The sequence below is a fragment of the Methylobacterium sp. WL8 genome, from assembly GCF_008040045.1.
Classification (GTDB): domain Bacteria; phylum Pseudomonadota; class Alphaproteobacteria; order Rhizobiales; family Beijerinckiaceae; genus Methylobacterium; species Methylobacterium cerastii.
In genome coordinates, this window is the sequence record NZ_VRVF01000055.1 from 1 (window position 1) to 19012 (window position 19012).

At 67.4% G+C, this 19012-nt stretch carries 17 protein-coding genes; 5 read left to right on the forward strand and 12 right to left on the reverse strand.

The genetic code is table 11. From position 1 onward, the window contains the following. The first annotated feature begins 504 nt into the window (after window positions 1-504). Window positions 505-681, forward strand: coding sequence for a hypothetical protein (locus FV234_RS26285; protein ID WP_187273724.1), 177 nt, complete (start codon window positions 505-507; stop codon window positions 679-681). Window positions 682-684: 3 nt separating this feature from the next. Here the strand turns inward: FV234_RS26285 and FV234_RS18115 are convergent, their stop codons facing one another. The 10 genes from FV234_RS18115 to FV234_RS18155 form a co-directional block, all read right to left on the reverse strand. After that, window positions 685-1422, reverse strand: a complete 738-nt coding sequence (locus FV234_RS18115; protein ID WP_147830816.1) for a metallophosphoesterase family protein — start codon at window positions 1420-1422, stop codon at window positions 685-687. Further along, complete coding sequence (locus tag FV234_RS26960; RefSeq protein WP_281407960.1) at window positions 1419-1544, reverse strand: hypothetical protein; 126 nt, start codon at window positions 1542-1544, stop codon at window positions 1419-1421. The genes FV234_RS18115 and FV234_RS26960 overlap by 4 nt, the downstream gene beginning before the upstream one ends. 550 nt (window positions 1545-2094) lie before the next feature. After that, window positions 2095-3351 (reverse strand): D-amino acid dehydrogenase, encoded by a 1257-nt coding sequence (locus tag FV234_RS18120; RefSeq protein WP_147830818.1) that lies wholly within the window; start codon window positions 3349-3351, stop codon window positions 2095-2097. A gap of 13 nt (window positions 3352-3364) precedes the next feature. Beyond that, complete coding sequence (gene alr, locus FV234_RS18125) at window positions 3365-4540, reverse strand: alanine racemase (protein WP_147830820.1); 1176 nt, start codon at window positions 4538-4540, stop codon at window positions 3365-3367. Continuing rightward, a complete protein-coding gene (locus tag FV234_RS18130; protein WP_147830822.1) occupies window positions 4540-6246 on the reverse strand; it encodes a Na/Pi cotransporter family protein in 1707 nt (568 codons plus the stop codon). The genes alr and FV234_RS18130 overlap by 1 nt, the downstream gene beginning before the upstream one ends. Then, window positions 6243-7967 (reverse strand): putative 2-aminoethylphosphonate ABC transporter permease subunit, encoded by a 1725-nt coding sequence (locus tag FV234_RS18135; RefSeq protein WP_147830824.1) that lies wholly within the window; start codon window positions 7965-7967, stop codon window positions 6243-6245. Before FV234_RS18135 ends, FV234_RS18130 begins: the two co-directional genes overlap by 4 nt. 8 nt (window positions 7968-7975) lie before the next feature. Beyond that, window positions 7976-9073: a putative 2-aminoethylphosphonate ABC transporter ATP-binding protein gene (locus FV234_RS18140; RefSeq protein ID WP_210250925.1), complete on the reverse strand. Its 1098-nt coding sequence runs from the start codon at window positions 9071-9073 to the stop codon at window positions 7976-7978. Between the two features lie 41 nt (window positions 9074-9114). Next, a complete protein-coding gene (locus FV234_RS18145) occupies window positions 9115-10146 on the reverse strand; it encodes a putative 2-aminoethylphosphonate ABC transporter substrate-binding protein (protein ID WP_187273725.1) in 1032 nt (343 codons plus the stop codon). A 255-nt stretch (window positions 10147-10401) separates the two neighbouring features. Continuing rightward, window positions 10402-11229, reverse strand: coding sequence for a phosphonoacetaldehyde hydrolase (phnX, locus tag FV234_RS18150; protein ID WP_147830828.1), 828 nt, complete (start codon window positions 11227-11229; stop codon window positions 10402-10404). 21 nt (window positions 11230-11250) lie between these two features. Next, window positions 11251-12360 carry a 2-aminoethylphosphonate--pyruvate transaminase gene (locus FV234_RS18155; RefSeq protein ID WP_147812645.1) on the reverse strand — a complete coding sequence of 370 codons (1110 nt, stop codon included), beginning with the start codon at window positions 12358-12360 and terminating at the stop codon, window positions 11251-11253. A 139-nt stretch (window positions 12361-12499) separates the two neighbouring features. Here FV234_RS18155 and FV234_RS18160 point away from each other — a divergent pair, with 139 nt between their 5' ends. From FV234_RS18160 to FV234_RS18170, 3 genes are all read left to right on the forward strand, one after another. Then, window positions 12500-13381, forward strand: a complete 882-nt coding sequence (locus tag FV234_RS18160) for a LysR substrate-binding domain-containing protein (RefSeq protein ID WP_147830830.1) — start codon at window positions 12500-12502, stop codon at window positions 13379-13381. After that, the gene (locus FV234_RS18165; RefSeq protein ID WP_147830832.1) at window positions 13378-14193 is read left to right on the forward strand and encodes a DeoR/GlpR family DNA-binding transcription regulator; all 816 of its coding nucleotides are present in this window, start codon (window positions 13378-13380) and stop codon (window positions 14191-14193) included. Before FV234_RS18160 ends, FV234_RS18165 begins: the two co-directional genes overlap by 4 nt. 115 nt (window positions 14194-14308) lie before the next feature. Next, complete coding sequence (locus tag FV234_RS18170; protein ID WP_147830834.1) at window positions 14309-15166, forward strand: EamA family transporter; 858 nt, start codon at window positions 14309-14311, stop codon at window positions 15164-15166. Window positions 15167-15403: 237 nt separating this feature from the next. Here the strand turns inward: FV234_RS18170 and FV234_RS18175 are convergent, their stop codons facing one another. Next, complete coding sequence (locus tag FV234_RS18175) at window positions 15404-16783, reverse strand: ATP-binding protein (RefSeq protein WP_147830836.1); 1380 nt, start codon at window positions 16781-16783, stop codon at window positions 15404-15406. Then, window positions 16776-17453, reverse strand: a complete 678-nt coding sequence (locus FV234_RS18180; protein ID WP_147749982.1) for a response regulator transcription factor — start codon at window positions 17451-17453, stop codon at window positions 16776-16778. Before FV234_RS18180 ends, FV234_RS18175 begins: the two co-directional genes overlap by 8 nt. Before the next feature lie 152 nt (window positions 17454-17605). Here FV234_RS18180 and FV234_RS18185 point away from each other — a divergent pair, with 152 nt between their 5' ends. Beyond that, window positions 17606-19009 (forward strand): efflux RND transporter periplasmic adaptor subunit, encoded by a 1404-nt coding sequence (locus FV234_RS18185; protein WP_246686231.1) that lies wholly within the window; start codon window positions 17606-17608, stop codon window positions 19007-19009. Window positions 19010-19012: the final 3 nt, after the last annotated feature.

Below are 19012 nucleotides of genomic sequence, written 5' to 3' on the forward strand. Positions count from 1 at the left end.
GCTCCACTCGGATGAAGGGAGCCACGATCGTCCGCCCAGGCCGGGCGACGCTCAATCAGCGCAGGGCGCTCGTCTCAATCCGAAAACCTCGAAGCTGCCACCCATCCCGCGCGAGCGGGTTCGTTCATCCGCCCCGAACCGAAGCTGCCTCACGCCCGACGAATGGCTGCTTTCGGGAAGCGTCGACGCAGGCCTGTACGGCGAGGTTGGGTCGGGACCCGTCGGTCGGCTCTACGGCCGGGTCGGGTGGATTTCTGCTGGTCCGCTTTTGGAAGCAAAATCGAGAAAGCGGACGTTCGCTCGGGTCGCGATGCATGACGGCTTAGCGCCCATCCCGATCATCCAGCGGGCTGTGCGACATCCCGTAAGCGTGTGTTCAAATTCGCCGTATCGGCGCTATTGCTGGAGCCAAGCGCCATGTCGTTGGCTCAGAGCACCTACAACACTCGCTCGGCGTCCGGGGCCTTCGTCGTATTCCGCGGCCAGCGGTAGCGCTGGTTAGCGATGCGCTTCGATGGCGAATACGCCGAGATGGACGTAGTGAGGGCCGTCGATGGGGTGCCGCCTGAATTCTGCGACTGGCGGTGGGAGCGGTTTTCCGAGATTCTTACTGTCGTCGTGCCGGATAAGCGTGCGATCTACGTCAGGCTTGCGAGCGGGTTCGCACGCTTCGACGCCTGAAGGTCAGCCGCCGGGCGCAAGGCCGGTCCTGAGCGAGTAAGCCCAGTCGTCACGGCCGTTCTCCTCAGCGCGGCGCGCCGCGCGGTCCCAGTCATACGAGACCGCGAGTAGTTCGACGTCGAGCGGCCGAGTGGCCAAATCGACGACCGCAAAACGTGCGTGAGGAGATCCAACTTCCGAGACATAGGCTGGATCGGCGTTCCGGTAGGCCGGCCAGCCGACGCTGCCGGGATTGACGACCATCGATCCTCTCGCGAGCGCGAGCAGACCCTGAACGTGGCTGTGCCCACTGAACACCGTCCGCTGGTCCTGCCCGCCGAGCCGAGCGACGACATCTTCCTCGCGGGCGGCCACGAGCCGCTCCTCGACAATTTCTTCCAGTAGGAACGCCTCGTCGCTTCCAGGTGCGCCGTGAACGAAAAGCGCGTCTCCAAGTTCGACGCGTTCGGGCAGACCGTGCAGCCAGGCCCGCGCCGAAGGGTCCAGCGCGCGCCACGTCGCGCTGTCCGATCGACCGAGCCTGCCGTCCAGTGATCCGCCGACCTGCCGATCGTGGTTGCCGCGGACATGCAGCCATGGCGACGCACGCAACGTCGCCACCGTCTCGGCCGGCCACAGCGGCCCCGAGGCGCAATCGCCGAGATTAACGACAAGGTCGACCGACATCGCCTCGATGCGTTCGCCTACCGCCGTAAGCGCCGGCAGATTGCCGTGAATATCTGAGACAACCGCTATTCTCATCCGCCCGCGCTCGTCCTTAGCAGCAACTGCGTGACGTCGAGGAAAGCCGAGATCGTCCGTGACTGGAACCCGTCCTGCAGGCACACGATGCGCGCGTGGTCGGAGACCTTCACATCGGTCATAGGCAGGCTCCCAGTGGGCTCGTCGCGGAAATAACCGGCGCTCGAAACAAAGCCGAACCCGACACCGCTCGCGACCGCTTCGCAAACCGCCTTTCGGTCTACATCAGCGGCGTCGACGAATGGTCCAGGAAGGTGGCGGCGGTTAGCGTCAACACACTCGTGAGCTCGATCTACAGGTCGGCGACGCAGTCGAGGTCCCGGTCGACTTCGACCAGGATCTCCGCGTTCGCCTTGACCGCGTGGATGTCGCCCGCGGTGCCCGAGATCTGTACTCATGCCGCTTGTGAACGCACGAGTTAACAAAGCTTTGTCAAAACGCGAAGCGTGATTTCGACAACCCATCTGTCGTAAAAGTGACAGTGTTTCACGGTGCTCGTGTGAAACATGATTCGATCTATGCCCATGCGCATAAGATAACCATCTGATATTGGTCAATGAGAAACATAAGATACGTCCGGCATTAAGGCAGACATCACCTAGGTAATATTTAGTATCATTTTATTGAAATGATGTAATAATTAGATTTACCATCACGTTACGTGTTTATTCGTTAAGCCGCATAACGTGCTTGCGCCAGATCACGATGGTCTATGTCAGGTGCACGGCCCGAAATGAGATCCGCAAGCAATCGTGCAGAGCCGCAGGCCATCGTCCAGCCGAGCGTGCCGTGACCGGTATTCGTGAATAGGTTCGGAAGGCTCGTCGCACCGACGATCGGCGTGCCATCCGGTGTCATCGGCCGCAGCCCTGTCCAGAACGACGCCTCCGACAGCTTGCCGCCCCTCGGAAACAGGTCACCGACACTGCGTTCAAGCGTGGCCCGGCGCGGTCCGCGCAAGGTTTGGCTGAAGCTTGCGAGTTCCGCCGTGCCGCCGACCCTGATCCGGTCGCCGAGCCGCGTGATCCCCACCTTGAAGGTCTCGTCCATCACCGTCGAGACCGGCGCAGCGTCGGGGTCGCTGACGGGGAGCGTCAGCGAGTAGCCCTTCACGGGATAGACCGGCAGGTGGATCCCATGAGGTCGCAACAGGGCGGGCGTGTAGCTTCCCATCGCGGCAACGTAGGCGTCCGCCCGGAAGCGGTCCAGGCCGGCCCGCACGGCGGCGACCCGGCCGCCGTCCACCTCCAGGCCGTCGATGGTCACGCCGTAGCGGAAGACGACGCCGAGCCCTTCGCAGAGCGCGGCGAGTTCCCGGGTGAACAGATGCGCATCGCCGGTCTCGTCCCCCGGCAACCTCAGACCGCCGACGATCTTCTCGCGAACGGCGCCCAGCGCCGGCTCCGCCGCAACACATCCGGTGCGATCGAGGATCGCATACGCCACCCCGTAGGCGTCGAGGACGCGGGTGTCCTCCCCGACATGATCGAGCTGCTTCTGCGTCCGGAAGACCTGCAGCGTGCCGCGCTCCCGGTGATCGTAGGCGATGCCCGTATCGTGGCGCAGGTCGCGCAGCACGTCGCGGCTGTACTCCGCGAGACGGACCATGCGGCCCTTGTTTCGAGCGTAGGCTTCCTCAGTGCAGTTGGCGAGCATGCGCGCGAGCCAGCCGTAGAGGCGCGGTTCAAGCAGGGGCCACAGCACGAGGGGCCGGTGGCGCATGAGCAACCACTTCATCGCCTTGACGGGGATGCCCGGGGCCGCCCAAGGCGCGGCGTAACCGGGCGAGACCTGCCCCGCATTGGCGAAGCTCGTTTCCCGTCCGGGCCCCGCCTGCCTGTCGATGACCGTCACCGCATGGCCAGCCTTCGCGAGGTAAAAGGCGGATGTGACGCCAACGACGCCGCTGCCGAGAACCAGGATACGCATCGTTCGCTCCTCCTCAGCCAAGATAGCGACGGGCGTAGCGGCGTCCGAGGCCGGTGAGCACCTCGTAGCCGATGGTGCCCGCCTCCTTCCCCACGCCGTCGACCCCGTTGGCCGGTCCGATCAGGTCGAGGAAGTCGCCGTAGGCGACGGCGCCGTCGGGGGCCCGGCTCACGTCCACGACGAGGCTGTCCATCGAGACGCGTCCGACCACCGGCAGCCGCAGGCCATGGAGCCAGGCGGAACCGCGCCCGGACAGGCTGCGCGGAAGGCCGTCGGCGTAGCCCACCGCGAGCGTGGCGAGGCGCATCGGGCCGGGTGCCCGGGCGGCATGCCCGTAGCCGATCCCTGTGCCACCGGGCACGGTGCGCACCTGCACGACCCGACCCTCCATTCGCACGACCGGCCTCATCGGGTTCGCGTCGCCGGGGACGGGCGCCACGCCGTAGAGTGCGGCCCCCGGCCGAACGAGGTCGAGATGATAGCTCGACCCGAGAAAGATCCCCGACGATGCCGCGAGGCTGAACGCCGCCCTCGGAAAGATCGTCCGCAGCGCCGTGATCGCGTCGCGCTGTGCCGTATTGGCCGGATCCTCCGGGGTGTCGGCGCAGGCGAGATGGCTCATGACGAGCCCGACTGTCATGTGATCCGTGCGCGCGATCCGCGTGGACAGGTGTTCGGCCTCGGCGAGGGCGAAGCCGAAGCGCGCCATCCCGGTGTCGAACTGAATCGCGCAAGGCCCGCGAAAGCCGGCGATGCGCGTCTCGCGCGACCACGCGTCGAACGCGTCCCAGCCGTTCAGCACCGGTTCCAGGCGATAGGCGAGGCAGGCCGCTTCGGCGCCCGACGCGGCACCGTTCAGGACGAGGACCCGGCCTGTCGGGAGGTCGCGCCGCAGGGCGATGCCTTCCTCAACCTGCGCGACGAAGAAGGTGTCGCATCCCGCCGCCGCGAGCACGGGCGCGACCCGTCCGGCACCGAGCCCATAGGCGTCGGCCTTGACGACCGCCGCGACCCGTGCGCCGGAGGCGCGCGAGGTCAACGCACGGTAATTGCGCACGATCGCGCCGAGGTCGATCGTCAGGCGGCCGCCGCAGGTCGCCTCGGACCAGGCGCGGTCGGAATTCCCCTCGTCGGTCTCGTCCGCGACGATGCCCAGGCGGCGAGGCGACAGATCAATCGCGTTGTGCATCACGGCACACTTCCGATTGGGGCCGGCGGAGGCGTCAGCGCAGGCAGGCGCGACGTAGCCCCGGCCGGCGCGGCCACGCGCAATCGGCTGTCGAGAAGTTCGCCGCTGTTGCGCAGGATCGGGTAGGCGGCGGCGGCGACCAGATGGTCGTTGATCCGCTTGAGATCGCGCAGCAGATCGAGACCGACGGTCCAGGCCGCATCGTCCCGGGCCGGCTCCTCGCGAAGCCATGCGACATGGGCGACGACATGAGCCTCTTCCATCGCCCGAAAGGCCCGCTTCTCGGCGGCCAGACAACGCGCCGCGCGGTCGTCCTCGGTGACGAGCAGCGATGCCGCATTGCGCAGGTTGACCGACAGCCGATCGAGGAGGCCGGCCAAGTCGAGGGAATCAGCGGATGCCGCGCCGAGCTTGCGCCGTCTGCCGATCTGCGTCGCGACGTTGCGCGCCAGGACGTCGCCGGCATGACCGATCTGAATGGTGAAGCTCATCAGGCCGGCGAGCCGGCGCTCCTCGGCTTCGTTCAGGGTCTCGGCGTCGAGTCGGGCGAGGTAGCGCTGCAACTCGGCGCCGAGAGCCTCGATCTCGCGCTCGGCGGCCCGCATCCGCTCGGCGGCAGGGCCATCGCCCCGCAACAGGCGGATGGCGTCGCCGAGCATGGCCGCGAGGATGTCAGCCATGCGCAGGGCGTGGCGGGAGGCGTCGCCTAGCGCCATCGAGGGCACCTCCGCGTGGTCCGTGACCAGCGGCATGCCGCGCCCGCTGCCGGGCGCCGCCGCCACTTCCGGCAGCAGCCGGCGGAGCAGTTTCGAAAGCGGCCCAAGCAGCGGCAGGGCGACGAGCGCGAGGACCGCGTTGAACGCGAGGTGGAAATTCGCCACGGCGACGTGGGCATCTCCGGTCATGGCGTCTACGAGCGGTGTGATCCGGCCGAGCAGCGGCAGTGCGATCAGGCAGCCGGCGAACCGCACCAGCAGGTTCCCGAGGGCCACGCGACGGCCGGCGGGTTCGCGGCTCGCCATCATCGGATTGAGGGCACTGCCGAGGTTGGCCCCCAGCACCAGGGCAAGAGCGGTCTCGGGCGGAACCAGGCCCTGACCTGCAAGTGCAGCAACCAGCAGGATCACCGCGACGCTGGAATGGGCCACCCAGGCGAACAGCGCGGCGAGCAGCACGGTGATGACCGGATCGGCGGCGACGATGCCGAGGATCGCCCGCATCCCTGGTGTTTCTCCGTAGGGTGCGAGGGTCTCCACCATCCGCATCAGGCCCAGCAGGACCAGCCCGAGGCCGATGGCGATCCGCCCGATCGCCTTGCCCTTCGCGCCTGATGCCCGGCGAAAGGCGACCGCTCCGACGAGGACGAGCACGGGCGCCACCATCGCCACGTCGAACGACAGGGCCTTGACGATGAGCGCCGTCCCGACGTTGGCGCCGAGCATCACCGCCAGGGCCGGCATCAGCTCCACCAGCCCCCCGGCCGCGAAGGTCGTGGCCATCAGCCCCGTCGCGGTGCTGCTCTGCAACAGCATCGTCACGCCGAGGCCTGCGAGCATCGCCTTGATCGGGTGATTCAGGCTGGCGCCGAGCACGCGCTGGAGATCGCCACCGAAGGCGCGCTGCACCCCGGTGCGGATCATGTGGATGCCCCAGAGCAGGAGCGCGACCCAGCCCGCTAGGTCGAGGAGCAGCGCCGTTCCGCTCATGCCAGGATCTCGCGACGCCGCCACGCCTGCGCCCGAACGATGACGACGCGATGGACCAGGGCGAGGAGGAGGCGTGCCGCGAGGGCCGTCGCCATGATCACACTCGCCATCGCGGCGGCGGCGGCGGTCGTGCCGGCCTCGTCCATGTGGACGATGGCGATGGCAGCGAGCTTGGTGCTCGGCCCGTACAGGAAGATCACGGCCGAGACCGTCGTCATCGCGTTGACGAACAGGTAGACCGCCAGCTCCAGCACCGTCGGCATGCAGATCGGCAAGCTGACCCGTCGGAACGTCTGCCAGAACGGCACCTTCAGCGAAGCCGACACTGCTTCGAATTCCGGGTCGATCTGCTTCAGGGCCGTCGTCGCCGTCACGTGCGCCACGGTGTAATAATGCGCCAGCGTGTTGATCACGAGCAGTGCCAGGGTTCCGTACAGGACATTCAGCGGGTTCCACGGCGCGTTGAAGAAGAACACGTAGCCGAGGCCGAGCACGAGGCCGGGCACGGCGAGCGGCAGCATCGCCAGGAGTTGCGCAAAGGCGCGACCGGCGGGAAACAGTTTCAGCTTCTCGATGAGGTAGGCGCCGCAGAACACGACCACCGTGCCGATGGTGGCGACCGATAACGCCATGACCAGCGAGTTCCAGTAGGGCGACCAGCCATCGGCGTCGGCGGCCGCGAAGTCGTAGTGGTCCAGCGTCAAACCGAGGTTGTAGGGCCAGTAGCGGATGAAGGAGGCCCAGACCGCAACGCCGTAGGTGCCCACGATCACCCCGGCCACCAGCACCGCGTAGGCCAGCACGAGCCGATCGCGGATCGGACGGGACTTGGGCTCGTAGGGCACCGAGCGGGCCGAGAGCAGGGACGATTGCCGGCGCTGGATGAGCCGGTCGACGGCAAAAGCCAGCACCGCCGGCACCAGCATCAGGAGGCCGACGACGGCCCCCATCGGGAAATTCTGCTGACCGACGACCTGCCGGTAGGCGTCGGTGGCGAGCACCGCGTACTGCCCGCCGATCACCTTCGGAATGCCGAAGTCGGTAACGACGAGGGTGAAGACCACGAAGGCGGCGCTGACGAGGCCGTAGCGGGCCCCGGGCAGGGTCACGGTGAGGAAGGTACGCAGGCGGCTCGTGCCCATAGCGGAGGCGGCCTCGTAGAGGCGCCCGTCCGAGAGGCCGAGCGCGGTGACGAGGATGATCACCGCGTGCGGGAATGCGTAGAGGCACTCCGCGATGGTAATGCCGATCGGCCCGTAGACGCTCCGGCCAAACAGGATCCCGCGCAGGAACCCCTGGTTGCCGAGGATGTAGGTGAGTGCAATCCCCGACAGCAGCGACGGCGCGAACAGCGGCAGCAGGGCGAGCGCAAGCAGCAGGCCCTTGAACCGCATCGCGGTGCGGGTGAGCGCATAAGCGTAGCCAAAAGCTAGCGGTACCACGAGCGCGACGACGCTGCCGGCCACGGCGAGGCTGTTGAGTAGCGCGTCAACCAGGGTCGGCGTCGCGAAGTAGGTGCGGAAGTTGGATAGGCCCGCCATCCCGCCGTCCGGGGCCTCCAGGCTCTTGATGAGCAGGGCGCCGAGCGGCAGGGCGATGACGAGCACCAGAACTAGGCACAGGCCCGTTATAAGCGCGATGCCAACCTTGTTTTCGGAAACACCGTGGCGTGTTGCCGGCACGGCCTTCGACAGGGGAATGACGATGGTCGTGTCGGTCATGCCCAGCCTCACGCGCTCGGGGTCGACGGAAAGGCCCGGAGGGCCGCCGGCGGTAGGGAAACGTAGAGGTACTGGCCTTCGCTGAGGGCGAGGTCGCCGTGCAGGTTGGCCGAGAGGTCGGCGACCAGCGTTCCGCCGAGGTCGCGGCTCGGCTCCAGGCGGGCGCGGTAGAACGAGCCTAGGAATTCCAGGCTGCGCACCCGCACCTCGATGGCGTTGACGTCGGTGGCGGCGACGTTACCGACACGGATCTCTTCGGGGCGGAAGCCGAGGCGGACGGGGCTGCCGGGGATGAAGCCGCGCCCGTCCTCGCAGACGAGATCGACGCTGCCGACCCGAAGCTCGCGGGCGCCCCCCACGGTAGCGTCCAGGAAGGTCATCGCGCCGATGAAATCGGCGACGAACGCCGAGGCGGGTTGACGGTAGATGTCTTGGGGCGTGCCGACCTGTTCGACCGCGCCGCGGTTCATCACGACGACCCGATCCGCCATGGCGAGCGCCTCCTCCTGGTCGTGCGTGACCATGATGGTCGTGATGCCGAGGCGCTTCTGCAGTTGCCGGATCTCGTCGCGAAGCCGTGTACGCACCTTGGCGTCCAGCGCCGAGAGCGGTTCGTCGAGGAGGAGCAGGGAGGGGGAGGTGGCCAGTGCCCGGGCAAGTGCCACCCGCTGCTGCTGGCCACCCGAGAGATGGACCGGGTACTTGGCTCCCTGTTCGGGCAGGCCAACGAGGGATAGGAGCTCGGCTACCCGCGCGGCGATCCGCGCTTTCGGCATCCGCTTGTTGACGAGGCCGTAGGCGACGTTGGCTGCGACGGTCAGGTTCGGGAACAACGCATAGGATTGGAACACGATGCCGAAGTCGCGCTCCGAGGGCGGGGCCGATGAGACATCGCGGCAACCGATCTCGATGCGTCCCTCATCCTGCCGGTCGAGCCCGGCGATCATGCGCAGCAAGGTCGTCTTGCCGCAGCCGGAGGGGCCGAGGAAGCAGACGAACTCTCCCCGCGAGATCTCCAAGTCGATCCCGTCGAGGGCGGTGAAAGCACCGTAGCGCTTCGACAATCCCGAAACCCTGAGAAACGGCGTCGCGTCGCGAAGCGTCATGGCAGCACCCTCGATCTCTCGCGTTCTCGTTCGGACGAACCCTACTTCTTGGCGGCTTTGGCCTCGTAGCGGCGCGACCATTCGGCGAGCACCCGCTCGCGGTTGTCGGCCATCCAGCCGAGATCGTTCTTGATCATCGCGGACTCGGCATTGGCGGGATAGTTCGCGGGCACGTTGGCGACGCCGGGATAGGCGACGACCGCGTAGCTCTTGGCGTAGAGCTCGTTGGCGGCCTTGGTCGCGCCCCAGTCGGCGACCTTGCGCGCGAGTTCGAGGTGCTTGGTGTTGCCGACGATCGCGTAGGCCTCTTCGTCCCAGCCCGTGCCGTCGGCGGGAACGATGACGGCCAGCGGCGCGCCCTTCGTCTTCTCGGCGGCGCCGCGCATGTCCAACGACAGGCCGGCGGTGCGCTCGCCGCGGGCGGCCTGGACGCAGGGCGCCGAGCCCGAATGGAGGTAGGCGGCGATGTTCTCGTGGAGCTTGTCCATGAAAGCCCAGCCCGCCTCTTCACCCATGCCCTGGAGCCAACCGGCGACCAGCAGGTACCCGGTGCCGGAGGAGGCGGGGTGTGGCATCACCACCTTGCCCTTGAGGGATGGCACCAGAAGGTCGGCCCATCGCATAGGGGTCTTCGCGCCATCTTTCTCGGCTTCTGCGGTGTTGAAACAGATCACGCCAATCGAGGCGTCGGTGCCTGTCCAGCTGTAGGGGCCGATGGAGTCGCGAAAGGCGGGCTTGAGGGCGTCTGCTCCCTTCGGCTCGTAGGTAGCGAGCAGGCCCTGCTTCTCGAACATCAGGAGGCTGGAGGCGGCGAGCCCCATCACCATGTCGGCCCGGGGATTGTCCTTCTCGGCGAGGAACCGAGCGGTGATGACGCCGGTCGAGTCCCGCACCCAGACCACCTCGACATCGGGGACCGCCCGTTCGATGCCGGCCTTGAACGGACCGAGCTGGTCGTTTTCCAGGGCTGTGTAGATCGTGAGCTTGGTGCGTTCCGCTGCCGATACTACGGCTGGAGCCGTCAAGGACGACGTCAGAGCGAGGGTCAGAGCGAGGAGGCCGAAGGCTTTCATGGACGATGCTCCTGGGTATTGTCGTTCTGACGTTTCTTGCGCCCGACACATGACAGTAGAAAGACGAAACTTCCGACGATCAAGATCAGGATTTACGCACTCCTTGCTCGTTAGATAGACAATACATATCAGTATTTGATCTTATCGAGACAGCCGTAGTCCATCCACGGCATTCGACCGCGGATTAACGTCAGACAAACTCGGGCAGGTGGGCAAAATGCGTCCGACCGAGACAGTTTTTGTCTTCGGTCGCCTTCAGCAGGCCTGCGGCATGCGTCCGTCGGCCAGCAGCCCGTTGATGTCGTTCACGACACCCGGCAGGTCGGCGATCGTGTCGATGAGGAAGTGGGGCCTCGAATCGGCAAACAGGGCGGCGATCCGAGTCCGCTCTGAGGCGAGACGATCGGCGGGAAGCGCGCGGAACGCATCGTAGGTCAGCCCCAGCGCGTTGCCGGAGCAGGTGAGCGCCACCGTCCACATCCCGGCCTTGCGCCCTTCGAGGATGCCCGGGACCGTATCGTCGACCTTCACGCAGGCGGCGACATCGTCGATGCCGAGGGCGATTACGTTGGCAAGCGCCTGGGCCGGGAAGGGACGCCCGTTCGGGACCTCATCCGTGGCGACCACGTGGTCGGCGACGTAACCATTCGTGGCAGCGAGTGCGACCACCCTCTCCATGACGCGGGCGGGGTATCCGGAGCAGGAGCCGATCTTGAGGCCTTTGGCCCGCAGGTCGGCGATGGCGTCCAGAGCACCCGGGATCACGGCTGAATGCTCTGCGATCTTCTCGATCTGAAGCGGCATGAAGCGTTCGTAGATCGCGGTGACGTCGGCGTCGGTCGCCTCGCGTCCGCGGGCAGCGGCGTAGCGCGCGGCGATCTCGGGCTGATTGAGAAGCGTGCGGATGTGATCCCACTTGCCCATTCCCATCGGGCCCCGGGCCTCGGGCAGGCTGACGGCGACCCCGAACTCCGCGAACGCCTCGACGAAGATCTGGGTGGGTGCGAAGGAGCCGAAATCGACGACGGTCCCGGCCCAGTCGAGGATCGCGGCCTGGAGTTTCTTCGGGTGCGCGTAGGACATGACGATACTTTCTCCGTGCGATCAGAGGGTCGTGACGTTCAGTTCGGCGAACACCGCGGCGACGGCCTCGACCGCGCGCTCCATGTCGGCGGATTCGACATGGCCGATGCAGCCGACCCGGAACGTCTCCAACTGCGTGAGCTTGCCGGGGTAGAGGATGAAGCCCTTCTCGCGCACGGCGGCGTAGAAGTCGGCGAAGCGGTATTTCGGGTCGTTCGGCGCGTGGAACGTCACGATGATCGGGGCCTGGATCTCGGGCGACAGGAAGGACTTCAGGCCGAGCCGTTCCATGCCGCGGATCAGCACCTCGCAGTTGCGGGCGTACTTGGCGTGGCGGGCCGGCAGGCCGCCCTCTTCGTCGTATTGCAGCAGCGCCTCGTGGAGCGCGGCGACGACGTGGGTCGGCGGGGTGAAGCGCCACTGCCCGGTGCGCTGCATGTAGAGGTGCTGGTCGCTCAGATTCAGCGCCAGCGAGGCTGAGTTGCCTTCGGCCCTGGCGAGGACGTCCGCCCGCGCGATCACGAAGCCCATGCCGGGCACGCCTTCGAGGCACTTGCCCGAGGCGGCGATCAGCGCCTCGAACGGCACCGCGGCCGCGTCGATCGGGAGTGCGCCGAAGGAACTCATCGCATCGACGATCAGGCCGCGACCGTGGCGCGCGACCACGGCGGCGATTTCGGGCAGTGGGTTGAGGATGCCGGTGCTGGTCTCGCAGTGGATCAGCCCGACATGGCTGATGGCGGGATCGACGGCGAGCAGGCCGTCGACGGCTTCGGGCGTGGTAGGGACGTCGTCGGCCGTCTCGTAGACCGTGTGATCGCGTCCCAGGGCCTCGCAGATCTTCGCGAGGCGTTTGCCGTAGGCGCCGTTGACCAGGACCAGCACTTTGCCGGAACGCGGGACCAGGGTGCCGATCGCGGCCTCGACGGCGAAGGTGCCGCTCCCCTGCAGCGGCACGCAGACATGGCTGCCCGTACCGTTGGCGATCGCGACGAGACGCTCGCAGACGTTCGCTGTGAGAGCATTGAAGCTTCCGTCCCAGGAGCCCCAGTCGGTCATCATCGCCGCGCGCGTGCGCTCGGACGTCGTCAGCGGACCGGGCGTGAGGAGAATGGGAGCGGCGGCTGTCATGGTGATCCTGCCCGATCTGCCGTGGGATGGCCCGAAGCCGCGTGGGCGCTTCGGGGACAGCTCGATCTTGCGTTCGGGCAACCCATCAGATCAAATCGTTTCTCGTGATGCTCGCCATAAGTCCTGCCGATAGATCGCCATGAACCTGTTCCAGCTTCGCGCCTTCGACGCCGTCTCGCGGGAAGGCAGCTTCACACGCGCGGCGCAGCGTCTCTGCATAAGCCAGCCCGCGGTGACAGGGCACATCAAGGCGCTGGAGGAGCGCTACGACCTAGTGCTGTTCCGGCGCACGGCGCGGGCCGCGGAACTAACGCCGCAGGGTCAGGCTCTCGCGGAAATCACCGGCCCGCTCTTCGGGCTCGTGGAGCAAGCCGAGGATCTGCTGGAGGCCAACCGGACGCTCGTTTCGGGGCGGGTCGAGATCGCGGTCGACTCGCCCCACATCGTGATGCCGCTCCTCGCGCGGCTCCGGGCGCGCCATCCCGGCATCGTCGTCGGGCTGATCCTCGGTAACGCCGCCGACACGCGCGAAGCCCTGCTGTCGGAGCGTGCGAGCGTCGCCGTCCTCACGGAGGCCGAGGCGCATCCGGACCTCCACCTCTCGGAAATCGCCGTCTCGCGCATCTGCGCCGTCGTCCCGAGGTCCCATCCCCTGGCGCATCGCAAGGCCCTGCCGATGGCCGAACTCGACGGAGCCGCCATGGTCCTGCGCGAGCCCACCTCCGTGACCCGGCGAACCTTCGACCGGGCCTGCCGGAGCGCCCACATCGCGCCCACCGTGCTAATGGAGCTCGACAGTCGCGAGGCGGTGATCGAGGCCGCAGCCGCCGGCATCGGCATCGGTATTGTCTCGTCCCTGGAATGCGGCGAGGACGCCCGGATCGCCGCGATCCCGATCGACGGCCCCGATCTCGTCAACCGCCACGCGATCGCCTGCCTGGCGCGGCGGAAGAACCTGCGCCTGATCCGTGCGGTGTTCGGGTTGGCAACGGGTACAGGTTCGGAAGGGGCGCAGCGATGAGCCGGAGGCGCTCGACCCCCGAAACCCGCACCCTCGCGGCCTCCCGCCAGGACGAGATACTCGCGCGACTCGGCCGTGATGGAAGCGTCAGCGTCGAGGGAATGGCGGACCGCTTCGGCGTCTCGCGGGAGACAATCCGGCGTGACCTGAAGGCCCTAGCCGAGCGGGGCCACCTCGCCATCGTACATGGCGGCGCGACGCGACGCTCGGACGAGCCCGTCCTGGCCATCCGAGAGCGCGATAACACGACGGGCAAGGCGGCGATCGGACGAGTTGCAGCAGGGCTCGTGGAGGACGGCATGGTGGTGGTGCTCGATTCGGGCGCCACCACCCTGGCGGTAGCCAACGCGCTCGCCGGCCGCGATCCACTCTTCGCGCGTCCCGTGCCGAAGGGCCTGACCATCTGCACCAACAGCCTGCCCGTCGGGCTCCTTCTGTGCCGCGTCGCCGGCGTGCGGGTTCATTTCCTCGGTGGCGAGATCGAGGGCGCGGACGAGGCGGCATTCGGCACCGACGCCCTGGCGACGCTGGCGCGCTTTCGTGCCGACGTCGCCTTCGTGGGGGCCGGAGGCATCTCGCCGTCCGGCGAGATCACCGACTTTGCACCACTCCCCACCGAGTTGCGGGTCGGAATGCTGGTGGCGGCCGAGCGCGGTTATATCGTGGCGGACAGCACCAAGTTCGGCCGCCTGACCCCGCTCCGCCTCGCGCCGATCCCGGTAGGGACCGGGCTCATCGTCGATGCGGAGCCCCCGCTGCCCATGAGGGATGCCCTCGCGCACCGGGGCCTGACACTAATCGTCGCCCGGTAATGTGGTTTCTTGTGGCTTTTTGATTTCTTTCGCGGCAAGTCTGCCTTAGGAACGGGTGCGGAGCGGTCCGCCCGATGTCGGTCCCGCGACGGCCGTGCCCAGGACCCGAAACCCCATGACAGCCCCCGGCTTGAGCCTGCCCGTGTTCAGCGCCGTACTCGCCGCCGCCTTCATGCATGCAGGCTGGAACGCGGTCGCGAAGCTTCGCCTTGAACCAATCCTCACCATGGCACTCATCTCCGCCTCGGCCGGGCTGTTCGCGCTCCCGGCGTCGCTCTGGTTCGGGTGGCCGCCCTCGGCCGCCTGGCCCTGGCTGGCGGGCTCGATACTGTTGCATCTCGGATATTACATCGCCCTGGCCGAGGCCTATCGGCACGCGGACATGGGTCAGGTCTACCCGATCGCTCGGGGTAGCGCCCCACTGCTGACGGCCTGCGCGTCGCTCCTGTTGCTGCAGGAGGCGCTGGCGCCGCTCGCCGCCCTCGGCATTGCGATCCTCTGCGCCGGCGTTGCCATGATGGCGTTTGCGAAGGCGGGCGGGCAAGGCCTGAGCCGAACCGCCCTCGTCTACGCGCTGCTAACCGGAGCCCTGATCTCCGGTTATACGTTGGTCGACGGGCTCGGCGCGCGGGCGGCGGGAGACCCCCATGGCTACGCGGCCGCGCTCTTCGTGATCGACGCCATTCCGCTGCCGGTCTTCGTCCTTTGGACCCGCGGGCGTGGCATCCTGGGCTCCGTCAGGGGCCTCGCGCTGCCCGGGCTCGGCGGCGGCGGGCTGGCGCTCGGTTCCTACTGGATCGCGATCTGGGCGATGACAGTCGCGCCCATTCCCCTGGTCGCGGCAACGCGTGAGACCAGCGTCTTGTTTGCGATGCTGATTTCTGTCGTTGTTCTGAAGGAGCCGCTTCTCATGTCGCGAACTGCTGCTGTCGTCGTCATCGTGGCCGGCGTGGTGGCGATGCGCCTCGGCTAGCCATACCGCCCGATCCGATGTGCAGCTTCTAAATTTGAGCATCCCCCTGCTTCTGCACATCGCGCCGATGGATCCTGGCACTCATACGTTCAATCATGATTTCATCGATGGCTGAATTCTCTCTCACGTTGAACGTCCGCTTCCGGATGTTCGAAAGCGAGCGATGAATGACCAGGTCGGGTCGGATGCGGTCCATCTGCTTCCGGACGCAAGGCCGGGGTCCGCTTGCCACCCGCATTACCGTATCGTCGGACAGGGTCCCACCGTCGGGCACGCCATCTCGAAGCGACATCCACCGAGGGGACCGTCGCCAACGGAGAGAGGAAATCCGTGCAGCTTGGCGATGGCCGCGACAAGGCCTAGGCCGAGCCCGTTGCCCTCTGTCTGCCTGGCACGTTCCGCACGATAGAAGCGCTTGAAGACGTGGTCGCGTTCGCCTGCGGCGATGCCCGGACCGGTGTCCTCTACGGACACCACAGCGACGCCGTCGCGCCAGGCGAGACCGATACCGACGCGCCCCCCAGTCGGGGTGAACTTGATCGCGTTATCGAGGAGGTTCGAGACCGCTTCGAAGATGAGGCTGCGGTCGCCCCGGACCGCAGACGCTCCCTCCTCGATGCCGATGCCGAGGGCGATGCCCTTATCGTCGGCCAAGGGTTCGAACAACTCCGCGGCCTCGCTAACCACGAGCTTTAGGTCGACCGGGCCGAAGGCGGCGCAGCGCCGTCCGTGCTCGATCTCGCCGATGCGCAGGACCGCCGTGACCATCTCCAACGTCTGGTCGATCCAGATCAGCCCTTGGTCCACCGCCTGCCGCAGTTCCTCGACGTCGCGGGCTTGATCCCGGCCTCGCTCAAGACGCAGCCTCAAGCGCGTGAGCGGCGTCCGGAGATCGTGGGCGACGGCGTCGCCAACCCCGCGCACCTCCTCCATGAGGCGCTCGATCTCGTCGAGCATTACGTTGACGTCCCGTGCCAGACGGTCGAACTCGTCCCCGGCCTCGCCGACCGGCAGGCGCTGGCGCAGGTCACCCCGCATCACCCGCGCGACCGCCGCCTCCGTGGATGCCAAGCGTCGCCGGGCGCGTCCGGCGAGCAGGACGCCTCCGAGGATGGAGAAGGCCAGGGTTGGGACGAGGGCGAGGCCAAGCGCCCGGATCACCGTGGCCTTGGCGCGGTCGATCTCGTCGGTATCGTGGGCCACGACCACCACGGTCCCGTCCTCAAGGGACCGGGCGGCCGACCAGAGCTCCTCGTGCAGGCGCCGTCCCGCGATGGCCACCTGCGTGCCGATCCGGTGGACCTCGCCGTCGAGGGGCAGTTCCGGTGGGCGGGCGTCGAGGTTGCCGGCAAGCTTGCGGCCATCCGCACCGAACAGGCCGGCAAAGTGGACGCTGTGCAGGTCCTCGCTGACCCACGTCTCGATGCGAGCGGCTGCCTTGGCCGTATCCCCGGCGGCGTACCGGGCCTCGTGGCGTAGGACCTCGGCGAGCTCGTCCTGCATGAACGCCGCGGTCTGCCAGTACACGAAGGCGAAGAGCAGCAGCGAGAGGAGCGTCGACCACAGGGCGATGCCCAGGGCCCACCGGAACGCGAAGGAACGGACGAGCCTAGACATCGGGGGTCAGGGTGAAGCCCTCTCCCCGGACGTTCTGGATCAGCATCGGCTCGCCTTCGGCCTCAAGCTTCCTGCGCAGGCGTCCGACATGAACGTCGATGAGGTTGGATTTAGGCGCGAAGCGATAGTTCCAGACTTCCTCGAACATCATCGCCCGGGTCACGACCTGCCCTGGCCGCCGCATGAGGTATTCGAGCAGCTTGAGCTCGCGCGGCAGCAAGTCGAGATCGCGCACGCCCCTGCGACCGGTGCTGGCGATGAGGTCGAGCTCCAAGGTCCCGACCCTGAGGACCGTCTCGCGGGAGTCCGTCGGCCGCCGCAGCAAGGCCTCGATCCGGGCCGCGAGTTCGGCGAGGACGAAGGGCTTGCCGAGGTAGTCGTCCCCCCCGGCGCGCAGGCCGCGGATGCGCTCATCGACGTCGCCGAGCGCGCTCAGGACGAGTGCGGGCGTCCGGTCTCCGGCGGCGCGCAGGTCACGCAACAGGGTGAGCCCGTCCAGGCCGGGAAGCATCCGGTCTAGGAGGATGGCGTTCCAGATCCCCGAACGGGCCGCATCCGCGCCTGCGGGCCCGGTAGCAGCCCATGCAACCTCATGCCCACGCCCCTGCAGGTCGGCGAGGATCTCCTCGGCCGTCGCGGCGTCGTCTTCGATCAGCAGCAGCTTCGCCAACCCGGTCCACTCCCGGGCTCACGCCCCTGTCCCGTTGCATGATGTGGTTCGGAGCCGGCCTCGGGACCACGAGTGTGAACGCGAATTTAATGGCGGGTGCGGTCGCACGCCCTATGTCTTAGAATAACTCTAATCTGGTTTGGATCGATATCTTGCTGAGGGAGGCGGAGACCGACATGCCCGGGACCGGCGATGCCGAGATCGTCGACCGTGCCGGGGTACGCGCATCGGTGAATGCCGCTGCATCGGGCACGACGGAAACACCCATCGGCTCCGAGGCACCCGGTCCCGCATCCACGAGGATCGGGTTCCGTTCGCGGTGGGTCTTGGTCGTTTGTCTGGCCGCGCTCGGGTTGGCCGGCTGGTGGTATCGCGACGCTGTCCGGCCTTATGTCGAACCGCTTCTCCAGACGGTCGGGTTGGCGCCGGCGGCGCCAGATGCTCCGACGACGACCCCTGCCGCCTCAGAGCAGCCGACCGATGACAACGTCGTCCGGCTCGATGCCGACGGCCAGGGCCGCCTCGGACTGGCCTTCGGGCAATCCGAGACTCGCCGGATCATCCTACCCGTACGAACCCCCGGCATGGTCGCCTTCGACGAGCGTCGGGTCACCCGCCTGAAGCCCCGCACCTCGGGTCGGGTTCTCAGCCTCTCGGTGCAGCCCGGCGACCGGGTGAAGGCCGGCCAGACGCTGGCCACCCTCGATGCCTCCGGCGTTCTCGATGCGCGCAACGGCCTCGCCGCGGCGCAGGCCAGCCTCGGCGAGGCGCAGGCGACGGAGAAGGTCGCCGAGATCAATCTCAAGCGCGGCAGCGACCTTGTTCGGATCGGCGGCGTCGCCCAAGCCGAGGTCGACCGGCGGCAGGTCGAGCTCGCCAAGGCGCATGCCGCGACCCTGTCCGCAAAATCGCAGGTCGACCTCTACCGCGCGCAGTACGAGCGCCTCGCTCCCGCGCCCGGACAGGCCCCCGGCACCAGCGCCATCGTCTCGCCGATCGACGGCGTGGTCACGGCAGCCGGGATCACCTTGGGCGAGGTGGTCGACACCAACCGCGACGCCTTCACGGTCGCCGACCCCTCGCAGATCCAGGTTCTCGCCAACCTCTACGGCCACGACATCGCCACTGTGAAGGCCGGCGACCGGGCGACCATCGAGGCGCCGGTAACGGCCCATCCCCGCTTCGAGGGACGGGTACGCTCGGTCAACGCCGCCATCGACCCGACGACCAATACTGCCCCCGCGCGCATCGAGATCGCGAACCCGGACGGGACGTTGCGCGCCAACATGTTCGTCTCCGTCGAGATCGCCGCCGACCTCGGGCGCGAGGGCGTCACGGTGCCGGCCGGTGCGATCCAACAGACCGAGGGCGGTCCCATCGCCTTCGTGCGGACCGGCGACGACCGCTTCGAGAAGCGGGACCTCAAGCTCGGTATCCAGCGCGCCGACTGGGTCGAGGTGACGTCCGGCGTGGCGGCGGGTGAGACGGTGGCGACGCAGGGAAGCTTCGGCCTCAAGGCCATCCTGATGCGCGCGCTCCTCGGCTCGACGGACTAAGGC